This is a genomic window from Maricaulis sp., from assembly GCF_034670125.1.
Lineage (GTDB): Bacteria > Pseudomonadota > Alphaproteobacteria > Caulobacterales > Maricaulaceae > Maricaulis.
The window spans coordinates 242409-259321 of record NZ_JAXMOC010000005.1 but is presented as its reverse complement, the minus strand read 5'-3'; the positions used below and the strand labels follow the sequence as shown (position 1 = coordinate 259321).

The 16913-nt window shown below is 65.4% G+C and carries 16 protein-coding genes and 1 pseudogene; 6 read left to right on the top strand and 11 right to left on the bottom strand.

Features of this window, described 5'->3' with window-relative positions:
• A pseudogene (locus VOI18_RS15065) lies at positions 1 to 121 on the top strand (IS110 family transposase); the annotation flags it as partial.
• Between the two features lie 20 nt (positions 122 to 141).
• Here VOI18_RS15065 and VOI18_RS11695 read toward each other — a convergent pair.
• The 7 genes from VOI18_RS11695 to VOI18_RS11665 all read right to left on the bottom strand — a co-directional run bounded on the left by VOI18_RS11695 (position 142) and on the right by VOI18_RS11665 (position 6292).
• Positions 142 to 1353 carry a phage major capsid protein gene (locus tag VOI18_RS11695; protein WP_323762597.1) on the bottom strand — a complete coding sequence of 404 codons (1212 nt, stop codon included), beginning with the start codon at positions 1351 to 1353 and terminating at the stop codon, positions 142 to 144.
• Positions 1354 to 1403: 50 nt separating this feature from the next.
• Positions 1404 to 1838 (bottom strand): HK97 family phage prohead protease, encoded by a 435-nt coding sequence (locus tag VOI18_RS11690; RefSeq protein WP_323762596.1) that lies wholly within the window; start codon positions 1836 to 1838, stop codon positions 1404 to 1406.
• 197 nt (positions 1839 to 2035) lie between these two features.
• The gene (locus tag VOI18_RS11685) at positions 2036 to 2275 is read right to left on the bottom strand and encodes a hypothetical protein (RefSeq protein WP_323762595.1); all 240 of its coding nucleotides are present in this window, start codon (positions 2273 to 2275) and stop codon (positions 2036 to 2038) included.
• Complete coding sequence (locus VOI18_RS11680) at positions 2268 to 3323, bottom strand: phage portal protein (protein WP_323762594.1); 1056 nt, start codon at positions 3321 to 3323, stop codon at positions 2268 to 2270. The genes VOI18_RS11685 and VOI18_RS11680 overlap by 8 nt, the downstream gene beginning before the upstream one ends.
• Before the next feature lie 38 nt (positions 3324 to 3361).
• Positions 3362 to 4651, bottom strand: coding sequence for a DNA-packaging protein (locus VOI18_RS11675; RefSeq protein ID WP_323762593.1), 1290 nt, complete (start codon positions 4649 to 4651; stop codon positions 3362 to 3364).
• A complete protein-coding gene (locus VOI18_RS11670; RefSeq protein ID WP_323762592.1) occupies positions 4539 to 5066 on the bottom strand; it encodes a winged helix-turn-helix domain-containing protein in 528 nt (175 codons plus the stop codon). Before VOI18_RS11670 ends, VOI18_RS11675 begins: the two co-directional genes overlap by 113 nt.
• A gap of 764 nt (positions 5067 to 5830) precedes the next feature.
• A complete protein-coding gene (locus VOI18_RS11665; RefSeq protein ID WP_323762591.1) occupies positions 5831 to 6292 on the bottom strand; it encodes a YcgN family cysteine cluster protein in 462 nt (153 codons plus the stop codon).
• A 99-nt stretch (positions 6293 to 6391) separates the two neighbouring features.
• On the opposite strand from VOI18_RS11665, the gene VOI18_RS11660 reads away from it, so the two are divergent.
• On the top strand, positions 6392 to 8329 hold the full coding sequence (locus VOI18_RS11660; protein WP_323762590.1) for a PBP1A family penicillin-binding protein: 1938 nt from the start codon (positions 6392 to 6394) through the stop codon (positions 8327 to 8329).
• Here the strand turns inward: VOI18_RS11660 and VOI18_RS11655 are convergent.
• The gene (locus tag VOI18_RS11655; protein WP_323762589.1) at positions 8263 to 9099 is read right to left on the bottom strand and encodes an ion transporter; all 837 of its coding nucleotides are present in this window, start codon (positions 9097 to 9099) and stop codon (positions 8263 to 8265) included. The two genes, VOI18_RS11660 and VOI18_RS11655, sit on opposite strands and share 67 nt — an antisense overlap.
• A gap of 202 nt (positions 9100 to 9301) precedes the next feature.
• Between VOI18_RS11655 and VOI18_RS11650 the strand changes: the two genes are divergently transcribed.
• The 4 genes from VOI18_RS11650 (at position 9302) to VOI18_RS11635 (ending at position 13422) form a co-directional block, all read left to right on the top strand.
• Entirely contained in the window at positions 9302 to 11272 is a 1971-nt protein-coding gene (locus VOI18_RS11650; RefSeq protein ID WP_323762588.1) for a putative bifunctional diguanylate cyclase/phosphodiesterase, read from the top strand.
• Positions 11269 to 11655 (top strand): PAN domain-containing protein, encoded by a 387-nt coding sequence (locus VOI18_RS11645; RefSeq protein WP_323762587.1) that lies wholly within the window; start codon positions 11269 to 11271, stop codon positions 11653 to 11655. The genes VOI18_RS11650 and VOI18_RS11645 overlap by 4 nt, the downstream gene beginning before the upstream one ends.
• 118 nt (positions 11656 to 11773) lie before the next feature.
• The gene (locus tag VOI18_RS11640; protein WP_323762586.1) at positions 11774 to 12856 is read left to right on the top strand and encodes a DUF2336 domain-containing protein; all 1083 of its coding nucleotides are present in this window, start codon (positions 11774 to 11776) and stop codon (positions 12854 to 12856) included.
• Between the two features lie 113 nt (positions 12857 to 12969).
• Positions 12970 to 13422 (top strand): hypothetical protein, encoded by a 453-nt coding sequence (locus VOI18_RS11635; protein WP_323762585.1) that lies wholly within the window; start codon positions 12970 to 12972, stop codon positions 13420 to 13422.
• Between the two features lie 159 nt (positions 13423 to 13581).
• Here VOI18_RS11635 and VOI18_RS11630 read toward each other — a convergent pair whose 3' ends face one another.
• From VOI18_RS11630 to VOI18_RS11620, 3 genes are all read right to left on the bottom strand, one after another.
• Positions 13582 to 14790, bottom strand: coding sequence for a mechanosensitive ion channel family protein (locus VOI18_RS11630; RefSeq protein WP_323762584.1), 1209 nt, complete (start codon positions 14788 to 14790; stop codon positions 13582 to 13584).
• The gene (locus tag VOI18_RS11625) at positions 14787 to 16394 is read right to left on the bottom strand and encodes a peptide chain release factor 3 (protein ID WP_323762583.1); all 1608 of its coding nucleotides are present in this window, start codon (positions 16392 to 16394) and stop codon (positions 14787 to 14789) included. Before VOI18_RS11625 ends, VOI18_RS11630 begins: the two co-directional genes overlap by 4 nt.
• Positions 16395 to 16458: 64 nt before the next feature.
• Entirely contained in the window at positions 16459 to 16848 is a 390-nt protein-coding gene (locus tag VOI18_RS11620) for a hypothetical protein (protein WP_323762582.1), read from the bottom strand.
• Between the last annotated feature and the right edge of the window lie 65 nt (positions 16849 to 16913).

The following is a 16913-nucleotide window of genomic DNA, read 5'->3' as shown; positions in this document are numbered from 1 at the left end:
CCGCCTCGTCGACGCAGGAAAACCCAAGCGCGTCGCCCTCACAGCCCTCGCCAGAAAAATCCTCGTCATCGCAAACGCACGCGTCAGAGACGCGAATCGACAAACGTCACAACTGACTTGATGACAAACAGGTTCCCGGCCTCAGCTCACACCAAACTTCAGCAGCTTGATCGCCTCGAAGTCCTGCACCCCGCCGCCGACGCGTTTGGTGGTGTAGAAGAGGACATAGGGTTTGGCGCTGAACGGGTCGCGCAGGACTTCGACGCCCTGGCGGTCGAGCACCAGATAGCCGCGGGCGAAGTCGCCGAAGGCAATCGAGGCGCTGTCAGTGCCGATATCGGGCATGTCCTCGGCCTCGGTGACCGGGTAGCCGAGCAGGGTCGAGGTCGCGCCCTCGCCCAGCGCCGGCTGCCAGAGATAATTACCGTCGGCATCCTTGAAGCGGCGCACGGCGGAGACGGTTTGGCGGTTCATCACGAAACGGCCCTTGGCGCGATAGGCGGTCTTGGGTGCGTAGATGAGGTCGATCAGCGCGTCGGCGGGATCGGTTGCGTCAAAGCCGCCGGCCGTGCCGGTAGCGACATAGCCCAGCTCGCCCCAGGCCTGGGTGCCCTCGGCGACGGCGGTGTAGTCCAGCAGGCCACGCGGCTTGTTAATCCCGTCGCCGGAGACAAAGGCCGCGCTTTCCTGAGCGGCGAAGACATCGCGGACCTCTTCCGCCAGCCAGTCCTCGACATCGACCATGGCATCATCGAGCAATTGCTGGGTCGCGGCCGGCATGGCGTAGAGCTCGGCGGCGGGAAATTCGATCAGCTCGAGACTGGGCGCATCGGTTTCCGGGCGCGCTGCCGTCTCGGACACCCAGCCCGTCGCTGCACCGCCGCGCGAGACCGGCTTGCGGAACGTGCCGGAGGCGGTCTGGCGGACCGTGGCAATGCCGCGAATGGGTGAGGCCTCGGCCAACAGCCGGTCGATCCGGGCCTCGGTTTCGGCCGGCACGACATGACCGCCTTCGCCGGGCGTGCCAGCCGTCGCGGACTTGCCCTCGGCCAGCTGACCGCTGCGCATATAGGCGGCAAAGCCCATCGAGGCCGCCGACCTGTCGGCACCCGGAGCGAGACCCGGACGCCCCGCTTCATGGACCAGACGGTCGAGGGCGGATTTCTGGCTGTCGAGGGCCTTGTCGATCCGCGCGACCTTGTCTTCCAGCAGCACGTCGGCAGCGGCCCGGGTCTCGATCTCGGCGAGACGCTGGTCATTGGCCTGTTTGAAGTGCTCGAAGGCGGCCAGCAGCTCGCCCATCACCGCACGGCTGTCACCGGTCGCGGCGGTCATCTTGGTTTCCTTGCTCACATAAATCTCCTGGGGTTGGAAAAGGGTGGGAGTTGTCAAAGGGTGGAAAGTCAGGCGGCGACGCGGTCGCGCGCCGGGGCCACAAGACGCAGGCGCGCCTGGGGCAGCATGGGGAAGGTCACGATGGAGACCTCCCAGAGATCGATCGCGGTCAGCACCCGGCCACGCGCCTCGCGCGGCGTGGCGGCGCGGGTGCGAAAACCGATGGAAAGCCCGTCCACCGCGCCGCGCCGGACCAGCGCCGCTGTGGCCCGGCCACGCGCCCCGGAGGTCAGGATCTCGCCGCGCACAAGCAGGCCGCGCGCGTCCTCGGTGATCGAGGTCCACACACCGACCGGCTCGGACGGGTCGTGCTGGAACAGCATCGGAATGGTGCGGCGGGTGGCGAGCGAAGCGGCAAAGGCGCCACGCGCCACCACATCGCCCGAGAGGTCAGCCAGCCCGAACAGGCTCGCATGACCCTCGATGACGAGGGTGTCGGTCATGGGGGGGGTGTCCTTGTTGGGGGTGCGGGGTTTGGAAAAAGTTACGAAAATCAAGCCCTTGTCATCCCTGATGGACGCCCGGCGAAGGCCGGGCGCAAGTCAGGGACCTAGATGTTCGAACACATAGGTCCCCGCCCTGCGTCCGGCCTTCGCCGGACATCCCGCGGGGATGACAAGGTTGGGGTGAAGGCGCCCTCTCACTCCTCCATCCGCCGTTCGATCCGCACCAGGCTCTCGCGTGCCAGGCGCATCTCGGCTTCCAGCCTCGCCAGCCGCTCCGCCAGCGGGCTGGCGCGGTCGCTGACATGTTCGAGCTGGTCGAGGCGCTCGCCGACGCGGCCGGACCAGATCAGGGCGCCGGAGGTTTGCAGGGCGATGGCGAAGATCAGGCCGAGGGTGACCTGTTTCTGGACCGTCCAGTTGTCGATCTCACGCATGATCCGCCTCCCGGCTCTCCTCGAGCGCGGTGAAGTCGGGACGGATTTCCAGATCCGGCGCAGACCAGGGCCGCAGCCAGACGCTCAGCGCACGGGCCATTTTCATCACCAGCGGGCGGACGGTCTGGCGGATGAAGGCGGCATTGGCCTCGGCGTAGTTGGCGTGGGTATTGTCGCCGGGCAGGCCCAAAAGGAGCGGCGGCACGCCCAGCCCCAGCGCGATCTCGCGGGCGGCTTCGCGGCGGGCGGTGGTGAAGTCCATCTCGGCCGGGCTCAGCGCCATCGGTGTCCAGTCCAGCCCGCCTTCCAGCAGCAGCGGACGTCCGGCATTGGCGGCACCGGTATGGCTGGCTTCCAGCTCGGCCTTGAGGCGTTCAAACTGGTCCGGTGAAAGCTGTCCCTCGGCGCCCTTGAAGACCAGCGCACCGGAGGGGCGCGCCGCATTGTCCAGCAGCGCCCGGGCCCAGTCGGATCCGGCGGTGTGCAGATCCAGCGCCCGGCCCACGGCTTCCAGCGGTGACAGGCCATAATGATCATCGCCAGGATGAAAGAGGCGGATGTGGAAAACCGGGCTGCGTCCCGACACGCGATCGCGCTGGAAGCGACGCTTCCGGCCCGCTGCGGCATACTCCCACCCGTCTGGCCAACCGGTCGGCCCGGCCAGCACCCGCATGCGATCCGGGCGCAAGAGATGGAGCGCCCGCGGTTCATCGGCCAGGCTGGAGAGCTCGAGATAGACATTTCCCGCCAGCTGTAGATAACCATAGAGACTTTCCCACAGCTCCGGCCCGGACTGGTCCGGATTGGGCATGTCCAGCAGCTGGCGGATCGCCGCGTCGGAAGCTGTAAACGGCACCGAAGCCGCCGCCTCGGCCGTCAGCCGGACACAGCGATGGACAATGGCATTGCGGGCATAACCGGCCTGCATCATTGCCGGCAGTGCGCGCGGCGACCAGGCCGACCGCGTTCCCGCCGTCAGGGCAATCAGACGGCTGGACAAAGCCGATTTCTCCTCCCGGCCAAACAGCCGGTCGAGCCAGTGGGGCATGGCAGCCTCCTTTTGGTTTGAGGTGGATGGGTCTCGGACTAAAGCCGCCGCAAACGCGGCGCGCCCGGCCGGCCCAGAACGAGATCACTGATCGCCCAGACCAGCGCGTCGACACGGTCGGGGCTGGATTTGGGGCCGTCGGGCGCTCCAAAGGCGCACATCTGGTCTTCCAGCGCCGGGAAAGGTCGCGCATGGCAGACCCGCCCGGCGGCGTAGAGGGCGGCCACCGGTTCGGCCCTTGCCCGCTTGCCGCGGCTGGCATGGACCAGGCGCACGGGCAGTCCGGGCGCGGCGGCTTGCAGGACGGCGCGCACCATCTCGCCGCCCTGATTGGCTTCGGCGATGAGGGCGTCGGCGCTGTAATCATCAAAGGCAGAGGCCGCCCTGGCGGCCCAGTCGGCCGGCAGAGCCGGGCCAAAGGACAGATCCGCCAGCACCACGGCGAACCGCGCCGGGCCTTCGCCGCGTGCGCCGGCCACCACGATCCCGCATTCGTCCGAGCGTGGACCGCCCGTGGCGGGCGGGTCGAGCGCGACGACGATGCGATCGAGCTCTGGCATGGCCCCCGTCGCCAGACGTGCCGCCTCGATCTGCGACCGCGTCCACAGGGCGCCATCGGGATCATCGACAAGAAGGCCCTCCACCTCCTGCCGCCCCAGCATCGAGCCGCCATAGGCGGCGTTCAGCGCCTCGACAAAGCCGGGCGCCAGATTGGCGGCATTGGCGGCGGTGGGCTGGTGGGTCACCCGGATCGGCCCGCGCGGGTCCCAGGCTTTCACCATGGCTTTCAAGGCCGGGACCGGGCGCGGCGTGGTGGTCAGCAGGATTTGCGGGAAATTGCCCAGCCTCACCCCCATGCGCAGCGTGTCGAGCACGCGTTGCGGGTCCGGCCAGGCGGCGAATTCATCACCCCAGGCGAAATCAAACTGCGGTCCGCGCAGCCCGTCCGCATCCTCGGCGGAAAAGGCATAGGCCTGGCTGCCGGATGGAAAGACCAGGCGTCGGCGACTGGACTCGTAGCGCGGTCGCTCCATCGGACTGCCCAGATGTTTCAGGCCCGAAGGCCCCTCGATCATCACTTCACGGACATCGTTGAAAGTCGGCCCCACCAGGGCGATACGGCTGACGGTGCGCAGGGCCCGGTGACGCACCCACTCAGCCCCGGCGCGGGTCTTGCCGGCGCCACGACCACCCAGAAACAGCCAGGTCAGCCACTCACCCGGCGGCGGCAGTTGCGGGCCCGTCGCGCGGTAGCGGAAGTCGGTACGGATCGCGTCGCGGGCCGGCGGCTTCGCCTCCTTGTGCCACGCCCTCTCCCGTTCGCGCATCGTCAGCGTCCAGAATGTATCGACGAAGGAAAGCATCGTCGCGAGCTTGTCGGGCGGCGTCATCGATCGCGTCCTCTTCGTCGGTTGGTTTGGGTGTTGCGGGGGTACCCGGCTTGGCGCGATCGAGCTTGCAAAGCGCCGCCAGGGCATTGGCGATGCGCGTCGCCTTGCCGGGGTCGCCGATCAGGAATTCGATCACGGCCTCATCCTTGCGGCGCTCGATGGCCCGCTCTTGAAGCTCGGCCAGGGCCTCCGCGTCGTAGGCGCGCAGCCGGCGCAAATTCCGGTTCACGGTGGATTTGGACAGACCGCACATTTGGGCCAGTTCCGGCCCGGTCGCCCCGCTCTGCGAAAGCAGCAGATAGGGGCACCAGGCCACGTCGTCTTTCGGTTTTGTCTGGGGAATTCCGGTCATGCCGAACAATAGGCCGACGCCGCGACCGGTCGGATATCTGCCACGAAAAAACCCGCAACCGTCTGGACGGTCACGGGTTCTTCGGGACGAGTACGGGGATAGCGACGGGTTTATCCCCGCCGTCCGCCCCCGCCGGGGGGAATGTCACTGGTTTTGAAGGCAATGGACGATTGGAGGCGCGCCCTGCTCGGCGGCCCTTGTGACCATTTTGGCTCGAATTTGAAACACCAGAGTGTGGCAAGGGTTGCGCGGTGGTGAACGCGATCGTGAAAATGCGGGATATCGGGACGGGCCGGAGCCATTCCCAACCGTCATCCCGGGTGGACGCCCGGCCCAGGCCGGGCGCAAGCCCGGGACCCAGCTGGTGGCGGGCACATGGGTCCCCGCCATGCGTCCGGCCTGCGCCGGACATCCTGCGGGGATGACAAATGTGGGAGGGACGTTGCTGTCAAGCTGATGTGACCCGCTCACACATTTTTCCCGGAAGCGCGGCAGCGGTATCCGGGACCAACGGGAAACTCATCGCCTCCAAACGCGGTCGGTTGGTCCCGGGTCTTCGCCCGGGAAAAATGAGTTTGATAACCAACTCGGTCAAATCAGGCGCACCGCGCATACCCCCCGTTGTCATCCCGGGTGGATGCCCGGCGCAAGCCGGGCGCAAGTCCGGGACCTATATGTTCGAACAGCTAGGTCCCTGCCCTGCGTCCGGCCTGCGCCGGACATCCGGCAGGGATGACAACTCAATTGAATTGGGAAAGAGGCCCCTATTCCTCCCCCTCACCCGGCCACTCAGTAATCCGCGCTTCCCAGTCGACGCTGTCCGGATCCGCGAATTGGCTCTCCGACGTCACCCGGCCGACCACAGACATGCCGGCCTTGCGGGTGCTCTCGGGGTCGCCGGTTTTCAGCGGGTGCCAGTCATAGAGGTCGCGGCCTTCGGCGATCAGGCGGTAGGCGCAGGTTTGCGGGATCCATTTCAGGGTCGGGACGTTTTCCGGGGTCAGCACCACACAGTCAGGCACATGGGTATGGCGGTTGGCATAGTGGCGGCAGCCGCCCTTGGCACAGTCGTACAGCTTGCAGGCGACATCGGTGTCCAGGTTGAGGCCGGTATCCTCGTCCTCCAGCTTGATCAGACAGCATTTGCCGCAATGGTCGCACAGCGACTCCCATTCGGATTTGCTCATCTCGCCGAGAGATTTCATCTTCCAGAAAGGCAATGACATGAAAAACGCCTGAATTTGGCCTCGATTGGGGGGCTTTAGACTGAGCCCGAGAGGGGTGGCTATAGCATGTATCAGGAGCCGTTTCGCGCGGATCACATGATGGAACGTGAGCGACGTGAACAGCGGCGACGGGTGATCCTTGGCGGCGTGCTGGGCGGGCTTGTCCTGCTGGGCACGGTGCTGGGGTTCAGCGGCTGGCACTGGGCCTTCCATGACCTGCCGGCGGCCCCGACCTCGGCCTCCGAGCTGTGGTCGACGCGGCGCGAACCCTCGGTGACGCTGCAGGACCGCGACGGCCATGTGCTGGCGGTGCGGGGCCCCTTGTATGCCCGCGCGGTGGCGCTGGACGCCCTGCCCGCACATGTGCCGCAAGCCTTTCTGGCGATCGAGGACCAGCGCTTTTACGAGCATGACGGCGTCGATCTGCGCGGCGTGCTGCGGGCCCTGTGGGTCAATTTCCAGGCCGGGCGCTCGGTCCAGGGCGGCTCGACCATCACCATGCAACTGGTCAAGAACCTGATCCTGACGCCGGACCGGCATCTGCGCCGCAAGATCCAGGAAATGCGGCTGGCGCGGCAGCTGGAAGACCATCTGACCAAGACCGAGATTCTCGAGCTCTATCTCAATCGTATTTATCTCGGCGCCCGGGCCTTCGGCGTCGAGGCGGCAGCGCGGCGCTATTTCGACAAGCCGGCGACCGAGCTGACCCTGGCCGAGGCGGCGCTTCTGGCGGCCCTGCCCAAGGCGCCCAGCCGGCTGGACCCGACGGTCAATCTCGCCGCGGCCCAGGCCCGTGCGGCGACCGTGCTCGACGCCATGCTGGCAGCTGGTTTCATCGACCAGGCGGCCCATGATGACGCCATCGCGTTGCCCGCCGCCCCGGTCGCCGATACCTCCGACCCCAATGCCACGGCGATGTGGGGCCATGCCTTTGACTATGCCCTCGCCGAAGCCGCCGACCTGGTCGCCGCCGAGGTGCCCGACCTGGTCATCCGCACCACGCTGGACCCGACGCTGTCGCGGGCGGCCCATGACGTGATCGAGGCCGTGCTGGACGAGAACGGCGAGACGCAAAATGCCGGTGAAGCGGCGGTCGTGCTGCTCGCGCCCGACGGGGCGATCCGGGCCTTTGCCGGCGGCCGCGACTATGCCACCAGCCAGTTCAACCGTGCCATCCAGGCCCAGCGCCAGCCCGGCTCGGCCTTCAAGCCCTTCGTCTTCGCCGCAGCGCTGGAGGCCGGCTATGACCCCTCCTCGGCGGTGTGGGACGAGCCGATCGATCTGGAAGGCTGGACGCCGCAGAACTTCTCCGGCGGGTTTCGCGGTCTGGTGACCCTGCAGGAAGCGCTCAAGCGGTCGATCAACACGGTTGCGGCCCAGGTGGCCGACCAGGTCGGCATTGCCCGTGTGGTCGAGCTGGGCCAGCGCTTCGGCATCAGCTCGCCCCTGCCCGAACTGCCGGCCATCGCGCTGGGCGCCGCGGAAGTGAACCTGCTGGAGTTGACCTCGGCCTATGCCGTCTTCGCCAGTGACGGAGCGCGGCGGGAGCCGTATTTCATCACTTCGGTGACCAATTCACGTGGCGATGTCCTGTTCGAGCACGCCGACAGCCCGGCCCGACGGGCGACCACGGTGGAAACGGCGCGATCGATGTCGACCATGTTGCAGGATGTGGTGCTGAGCGGAACCGGCCGCCGGGCCGCCCTGCCGGGCCGCGCCTCGGCCGGCAAGACCGGTACCAGCCAATCCTTCCGCGATGCCTGGTTCATCGGCTACACCGCTGATTACACAGCCGGGGTCTGGGTGGGCAATGATGATGACAGCCCCATGGACGACGTCACCGGCGGGGGTCTGCCGGCCATCATTTGGCAACGCTTCATGACCCGGGTCCACCAGGACCTACCGGTCCGCCCGCTGTCGGCCCCGGCGCCGCGCACACGGTCGGAACGGGAAGAGCGGCTGGCCGCCTTCTATTCGGACCTGTCGGCGTCTTTCTCGGCGATACTGGATGACGGCGCCTCGCCCACCGAGCGCTGAACCAGGGCGGTCAGATCAGTGATCTGGGCCCGCATGGCAGCGATCTCGGCGTGCAGGATATCGCGGTCGGCATCGGCTTCCAGGTCCCGCGCTTCCTCGTCGTCGAAATGCTTGGCCTGCAGGCTGTCGACGATGATCGCGATGAACAGGTTGAGCACTGCAAAACTGGTCAGGACAATGAAAACCAGGAAGAAAACCCACGCCCAGGGATGGAATTCCATGACCGGGATGGCGACATCGGTGGCCCAGCCCTCCAGCGTCATGACCTGGAACAGGGCAAAGGCGCTTTCCCCCAGCGAGCCGAAGCGTTCCGGATTGGTCTCCGAGAAGAATTTCGTCGCCATGACGGCCGAGACGTAGAACATCAGCCCCAGCACGGCCATCACCGCGCCCATGCCGGGAATGGCACGCAGCAAGGCTTCGACCACCTTGCGCAGGTCGGGCATGACCGAGAACAGGCGGAAGGCGCGGACAATGCGCAGGGCCCGCAGGACCGAAAATCCGCCCGCCGCCGGCAGGATCGAGATGATGATCACGGCGAGGTCGAACCAGTTCCAGCCATTCATGAAGAAGCGATGGCGGTAGACGATCAGCCGCAGCGCGATCTCGACCACGAATATGGCGACGATGGTGCGGTCGAGCAGCGGCATCCAGGTGGTGAACCAGACACCGTCATAGGGGTAGGTCTCGAGCCCCAGCGTGATCGCGTTGAGCACGATCAGCGTCATGATGAAATTGCGAAAACCCGCGCTTTCGACAAAAGCTTTCATGTGATCCCCCAAGGCCGCTGACCCGCCGTCCGTGCGGCCGACGCTCTGGCCTGCTCCTAGCCCTGTCTCCGTTGGAATTCAATCATCTGCTGCCACATCAAATTTGAGGAAAATCATGAATAGTTCGAATTTTACCGGACTGTTTATCCACGATTTAAGGCGGCATCGCTAGACAACACCCAGGCAAAGATCAGGAAGCCCGATGCGGACTCACCGCCCCGACAGCACGACCGCCAGCCGAACGGCCGATGGCGACGCACCCCTCGCCGACGAGGTGGTGATCGCCTATCAGCCGATTTTGCGCGGGGCGACGATCGCGATCCTGTTGTTCGTATTGTACGACCTGATGACCCGCCTGCTCTTTCCAAACCCGGTCTATGACGGGCCGATGCTGGTGATGAATGTCGTGGGCCTGGTGACCGTCAGTGTTGTCTACAAGGCCTTGCGGCAAGACCTGTCCAGCCGGCACCTGGAATGGGTCGGCGGCACGATCTGCCTGGTCCTGTTCGCCAATTCCAACATGCAGCAATTGCTGTCCTTCGAGCAGGAAAACCTCGTCTACTCGGTCCTGATGATGCCGATTTTCGCGACCCTGCTACCGCGCCGCCGAGCCATCATCATCGCCGTCATCATCTGTTGTTCGACACTGGCCTATCTGGTCCAGGTCAACCTGCCGCACATGGCGGGCGACTACCTGTCTGTCGGCATTGCGGGCGTGATGTCAGCGGCTGCCATCGCTGTGATCATCCGCAACGCCGTCCTCAACGCCGTCAAGGCCCGCCTGGAAGCGATCCGTGATCGCGAAACCGCCGAACAGCTCGAACGCGATGCCCGTCACCTGGCCGAGTGCGACGCGCTGACAGGCCTGCCCAACCGCCGCAGTTTCTTCCTCGCCCTGGACGAACATCTTGATCGCCTTCGCACGCACGGCGAGCCCTTTATCCTCGGCCTGGTCGACCTCGACGGGTTCAAACCGGTCAATGATACCTACGGGCATGCCGCCGGCGACGAAATGCTCAAGACGGTGGCCGACCGTCTCCGCGACATTGCCGATGAGGCCGTCATTCCCGCCCGCTTGGGCGGCGACGAATTTGCCCTGATTGCGGCGACGCCCTGCCCGCGCAATGAAACCGCCCTGCAGCTGGGCCATCGGGTCGAGGCGGCGCTGTCGCAGCCCTATGACCTGGGCGAATACACCTGCAAGGCCTCCGGATCGGTCGGACTGTTGATCTGCGATGATCCCGAGGTCAGCGCTCAGGAGTTGATGGAACGGGCCGACCACGCCCTGTATTTCGCCAAACGCGCCCTGCAGGGCAAGGCGGTCCTGTTCAACGCGGCGCTGGAACAGGAAATGACGGCATCGAGCCAGTTGGACAAGGCGCTGCGCCGCTGCGACCACGAGGCCGAATTCAGCGTCAATTTCCAACCGCAATACGACCTGGCCAAGTCGCGGATCACCGGTTTTGAAGCCCTCGCCCGGTGGGAGTCACCGGAACTCGGCAGCGTCTCGCCTGACGTCTTCATACCCGCCGCCGAGCGGGCCGGGCTGATCCGCAACCTGACCCAGACATTGCTGGCCAAGGCCCTGCGCGAAATGGCGACCTGGCCGGACGATTTGACCCTGTCATTCAACCTGTCCGCCCACGACCTGATGTCGCCGCAAGCGATGGACAGCCTGCTGGAAACCGTGCGGGCCAGCGGACTGCCCGCCAGCCGGATCGAGTTCGAGATCACAGAAACCGCGATGATGAGCGATTTCAATCAGGCCCGCCTGGCGATCGACCGCATCTCGGCCGCCGGTCACTCGATCGCCCTGGATGATTTCGGGGTTGGCTACTCATCGCTTCAATATCTTCAGCAACTGCCCGTCTCCAAGCTCAAGATAGACCGGTCTTTCGTCAGCCAGATGCTGGAAGACAGCTCGTCCTTCAAGATCGTGCGGACCATGCTGACCCTGTCTCAAACGCTTGATCTGGGCTGTGTGATCGAGGGCGTCGAAACCGAGGCCCAGATCCACATCCTGCGCACGCTGGGAGCCCGGCACATCCAGGGCTATCTGGTCGGTGCGCCGATGCCGGCCGATCAGGTCCTCGCCGATCTGGCCCGGCCCCTGACACTGGGCGGACCCTCCCGCCCGGACCGCGCCCCGGCCCTTCATCGGGCCCGGGCATGATCCCGCTGCGGGCCCTGGCGATAGGGTGCCTTGCCAGCCTCGCGGCCACCTCCCCCGCCCTTGCCGACGACGTTCTGGAAGGCCATGCGCGGCGCGGCGCCGTCTATCAGCGCCTGGTGCTCGAGAACCTGACGCCGGACGCCTGTTCGGCACTGTGTGATGCGGACATCCAGTGCCGGTCCTGGGTGTGGACACGGGCCGAACTGACCGGCTCGCAACCGGGCTGCGCCCTGCTGTCCGCCGCCCCGACCCCCTACCACGCACCGGGCCAGGTCACCGGCCTGTCGCGCGCCCTCGCCGACCACATCGAAGCGGCCGCCGAACGACCGGCCAGCGCCCGTGAAATCCCGGGTTTGAGGGCCAGCGCGGACAGGCCGCATTGACCGGCCCCGCCCGGGCAGCCCGACCCTGTCGGCCGACCGGAAAAATTTGATCCAACCGGCGTACGGTTTTTTTACCTGCGACGGGCACACTGCAATCCAGTCCCGTTTGGAGTCCGACATGGCGGTCATCAGCAAGCTCAACAACCTGGTCGATCTGGCGCGCGAGAAATCGAGTGACCGGCGCCGGACTCTGTTGCGCGAGGTGACCGATCTCTTCTTCGAGGAAACACCGGAGCGCGACACCGCTGTGTCAGGCCGCTTCGACGACGTCCTCTCGGCCCTCGCCGAACAAACCGCCGTGGATGCACGCGAGGAATTGTCCAAACGCTTCGCCGGTACATCGCTGGCACCGCGCGGCCTGGTCCTGAAACTGGCCCAGGACGCGATCGAGGTCGCCGGCCCGATGCTGTCGCAATCCTCTGTCCTGTCCGAGGATGACCTGCTGTCGATCGCCGAAAGAAGCGGCCAGGATCACCTCAAGGCCATGTCCAGCCGGGAGGAAGTTTCCGAACGCCTGTCCGACACCATCGTGCGCCGCGGCGACGATGAGACGGTCGCCACCCTGATCTCCAATGACGGCGCCCGCCTGTCGCGGCAAACCTATGAAACCGTGTCCGAACGGGCCGAAAGCTCGGAAGTCCTGCAGGCGCCGCTGGTCAAGCGCGAGGACACACCCAACGACATTCTCGCCGACATGATGCTGACCGTGCGCAATCACCTGCGTGAGCACATCATGGACCGTTTCGACAGCGTCGACCCGGACATCATCGATCAGGCGATGGCCGTCTCCAAGGCCCGCCTCGCCGCCCGCATGCAACAGGACAAGGCGGTCGAGGAAGCCGAGAAATTCGTGCGCTCGATGGCCATGCGCAAGCAGCTGGATGGCGGCCTGCTGGCCCGGCTGTTGCGTGAGGGCCAACATGTGCGCTGCCACGTCGCCTTTGCCGAGATGAGCGGCGTCGACTACATCGCCGCCAAGCGCGCCCTGGAGCAGGCCAGCATCGATCCGCTGGCCCTGATCTGCAAGTCAGCCGGCTTCGACAAGGCCCTTTTCGTCACCCTCGCCGTGCTGCGCCACAAGAATTCCGAAGACGCCTTCCGCGACGCCCGCGAACTCGGCGAGCTCTACGACCGTATCACCGCCGACGACGCGGCCCGGGCCATGCGCTTCTGGCGCATGCGGAGAGACATGGCGGCCTGATGCTTGCGCATCCGTGACAACTTCCCTCTCCCAAGGGAGAAGGAAACAAGCCAGGGACCGGGACAATCTGCGTCGCCTTTCGCGCCCGTCTCCATGATGCCAGTCTCCCCGCCATGACCAGCGACCCCGCCATCACCCAGCTTGCAACCTGGCTCGCCCGGACCGACGTGCGGCTGGAGGTCGCCCCCTCCGACTTTGCCATCCTTCACAGCGACGCCGTTGATATCCTCGTTCACAGCGAGGCCCTGCCGCCGCTTCGCATCACCGTGTTTGACGAGTATGGCGATCTGGGCACGCATGACGCCTTGCTGGCGATTGTCCTGATCGGGCGCGGGTTTGGCGAGATTGCGGATGCCGGTGACGCGGCGAGCTGGGCCTTGGCGGAGGGACTCGATCCCGATGACCTGGCCTGCCAGACCCTGCATCAGCAATTATGCGCCGCCCGGTCGACCTTCTTGGAGGCCTGGGGCGCGATACCGGACGTGGTGTCGGATCTGGACTGGCAACTCAATGCCGGGATTGCGCAGACGCTGAGACGCCGGGCGGGTTTGTTGCCGAAGGCGTAAAGCCGCCCCAATACCTTGTCATCCCTGATGGACGCCCCGCGGAGGCGGGGCGAAAGTCAGGGACCTAGCTTCCTGCAATCACATGGGTCCCCGCCTTGCGTCCGGCCTGCGCCGGACATTCAGCGGGGATGACAATCATCGGAGCCGTCGGCGGCCCGGTCAGCCCTTGCCCGCCTCACTGGCCAACACAGCCTTGCCCCCATCATCACCCGGCGGAGAGAAAACCTCGGCGCCGCTTTCCACATAGACGCTGGTCGAGGGGAAGGCGAACTCAGTGCCGGCGGCTTCGACGGTTTCCTTGATGAAGAAGGCGAGCTCCTCCTTCAGGCGCAACCATTCACCCCAGTTTGTGGTCTTGGTGAAGCAATACAGCATGAAATCGATCGAGGACGGGCCGAAACTGTCGACCCGCATGAAGGTCGAGACGTCCGGCGCCTGGGCGTAGTCCGGATGGCTTTCGACATAGCCCAGCACCTTGTCGCGGATCTCGCGCAGCTGCCCGGCGGTCGCATCATAGCGCACGCCGATGATCCAGTAGGTACGGCGATGGGTCATGCGGGAGAAATTGGTGACCGCATTGTCGGACAGTTTGGAGTTGGGGACATAGACCGGCCCCTTGTCGAAACGGCGCACCACGGTGGAGCGGAAATTGATCTCCTCGACCGTGCCTTCGACGATCCCGTCCACCTTCACCCAGTCACCCGGCAGGAAGCGCTTTTCCGTCAGGATCAGGATGCCGGCGATCAGGTTCTTGAACAGGTCCTGGGCGCCCAGGCCGATGGCGACGCCGAACAGGCCCAGACCGGCGACAATGCCGGCAACCGGAATGTCCCAGACCTGCAGCACCGCTGCGGCGCCGACAATGATGAAGACGATGCGCAGCGCCTTGGTCATCCAGTCGATCATCACCGGGGTCAGGGCATTGCGAAGGCCCTTGAGGGCGTGCGAGAGCGGTCCGACCGCATTGTGAAGGGCCCAGAACAGGGCGATCACCACGAGCGACTGGACGAATTGGTGACCGCGGACAGCGCCTTCTGCCCCGATCTGCAGGATGTTCAGCGCGAAGAAGAGCGAAATGATCACCGGGACCAGTTTCATCGGCCCGGCAATCGCGTCGACGACGGCATCGTCGAAACCGGTTTCAGTCTTCGCGGCCAGCCGTTTCAATGCCCCGACCAGCCAGCGCGCGATCATGCCCCGGGCGACAAAGCCGATCAGGACAAGGGTCATCGCCAACAGGCCCTGACCGATGCTGACACCGAGGAATGAGGTGTTCCAGACATCGAGGGCAATGGCCCACAGCTCACTGGCCTGGCCGGTCACACTGTCGACGGTGGAGGGTGAGTTTGCGGCGGCGGAACCCGTCATGCCGAACGCTCCTTGGCACGGTGGAAGGTCAGGTCGGGGAATTTCTCTTCCGAATAGGAGACTTCCCAGGCCGATTTGGCGAGGAAGACCGCATCGCCATTGATGTCCTCGGCCATTGCCGATTTGTGGCGGTCGGCAAAGGCCTCGATCTTGGCGCGATCGCCGCTGAGCCAGCGGGCGGTCTCGTAGGGCGCCGGTTCGAAATCGACCTCGAGCCCGTATTCGGCCGCCACACGCTCGCGCATCACATCGATCTGCAGCGCCCCGACGGCACCGACAATGAAGTCGCCGCCCAAGGTGGGGCGGAAGAGCTGGGTCACGCCCTCCTCGGCCAGGCTTTCCAGCGCCTTTTTCAGGTGCTTGGCTTTCAGCGGATCGGCCAGGCGGGCGCGACGCAGGATTTCCGGGGCAAAGTTGGGAATGCCCGAAAAACGCAGCTTGCCGGTCTCCGACAGGCTGTCACCGACCCGCAAGGTCCCGTGATTGGGCACGCCCATCACGTCGCCGGCAAAGGCCTCGTCGGCGATCTCGCGGTCCTGGGCAAAGAACAGGATGGGCGAAGACACGGTCAGCTGCTTGCCGGCCTCGGTCTTCAGCTTCATGCCGCGTTTGAAGACGCCGGAACACAGCCGCACGAAGGCGACCCGGTCGCGATGGTTGGGGTCCATATTGGCCTGCACCTTGAACACGAAGCCGGCGACTTCCTTGCCGCCCGGCTCCAGCTCCACGGCCTGGCCATTCTTGATCGCCGGCATCGAGGCCGGACCCGGAATGATGTCGGCCAGACCGTCCAGCAGCTCGCGCACGCCGAAACCGCGCAAGGCCGAGCCGAAGAAGACCGGCGTCATGTGGCCTTCCAGGAAACTCTGCATCTTGAAGGCCGGGCAGAGCTCGGACGCCACCTCGGCGCCCTCGTCGAGTTCGGCCTGTTCCTCGGCGGAGATGTGGTCGAGGATCTCGTCACCCTCCAGCGCCCAGCGCGGGCTGGCTTCGGTCGGGTCGCGATCGTCGGAGGGTTTTTGATAGCCGACCAGTTCGCGCGTTTTCAGGTCGAGCACGCCCTTGAAACGATTGCCCGAACCGGACGGCCACTGCATCGGCACGGTGTCGAGGGCCAGCTTGTCCTGGATATCCTCCAGGAGGTCGACCGGGTCCAGCGCTTCTCGGTCCATCTTGTTGATGAAGGTGACAATCGGAATGTCACGCAGGCGACAGACCTCGACCAGCTTCAGGGTCCGCGGCTCCACACCCTTGGCCGCATCGAGCACCATGATCGCACTGTCAGCCGCCGTCAGCGTTCGATAGGTGTCCTCGGAGAAGTCCTCGTGGCCGGGCGTATCGAGCAGGTTGAACAACAGCGCCCGGTGTTCGAACGTCATCACCGAGGCGGAGACCGAGATGCCGCGCTCCTGCTCGATCTTCATCCAGTCCGACTGGGTGCGGCGGTTTTCGCCGCGCGCCCGCACCTGGCCGGCCAGCCGGATCGCGCCCGCAGACAGCAACAGGGTCTCGGTCAGCGTCGTTTTACCGGCATCGGGGTGGGAGATGATCGCGAAAGAGCGGCGGCGCGCCCATTCCGGAGCGTCTGGGGTCGGGGTCGTCATGATGGGCTCACAGGTGATGCAAGCCGACCGGTTACCCTGTTACCGCCCCGCTAGGCAAGCCACCTCACGCGGCAAGCCAGACCTGGTCATTGATCTGGTTGGCCGTCAGATGGCCCTCCTGCTGGTCGCGCCATAACGAGGCCAGCGTGGTGATGGACACATTGGCATAGCGAAGGCCGACGGCGGCGGGGCTGTCCGCATCGGCAGCGCACAACGCCAGCAAGGCGTTCGCGCCCGGCGCGACGACGCTGATCAGGGCCATCAGGTATTGCACCTGGTCGGGGCGGCTGTTGGCAATGTCAGGGTTGGCGAATACGGCTTCCCGCACCAGGGTGTTGAGCTGGGCTGCGGTCAGGGATTCGATCTGGGCGGGCGACAGCGGCAGCTGTTCGGATTGCAAGGTCGACTTCAGGTCACCCAGGTCGAAAACGACATCGTTGAACAGAAACAACATGACGATCTCGGAGCTAGTTGAGCGGTATGTGGATAAGACCTTAGCGCAGTCCCGTTAAGGATTGG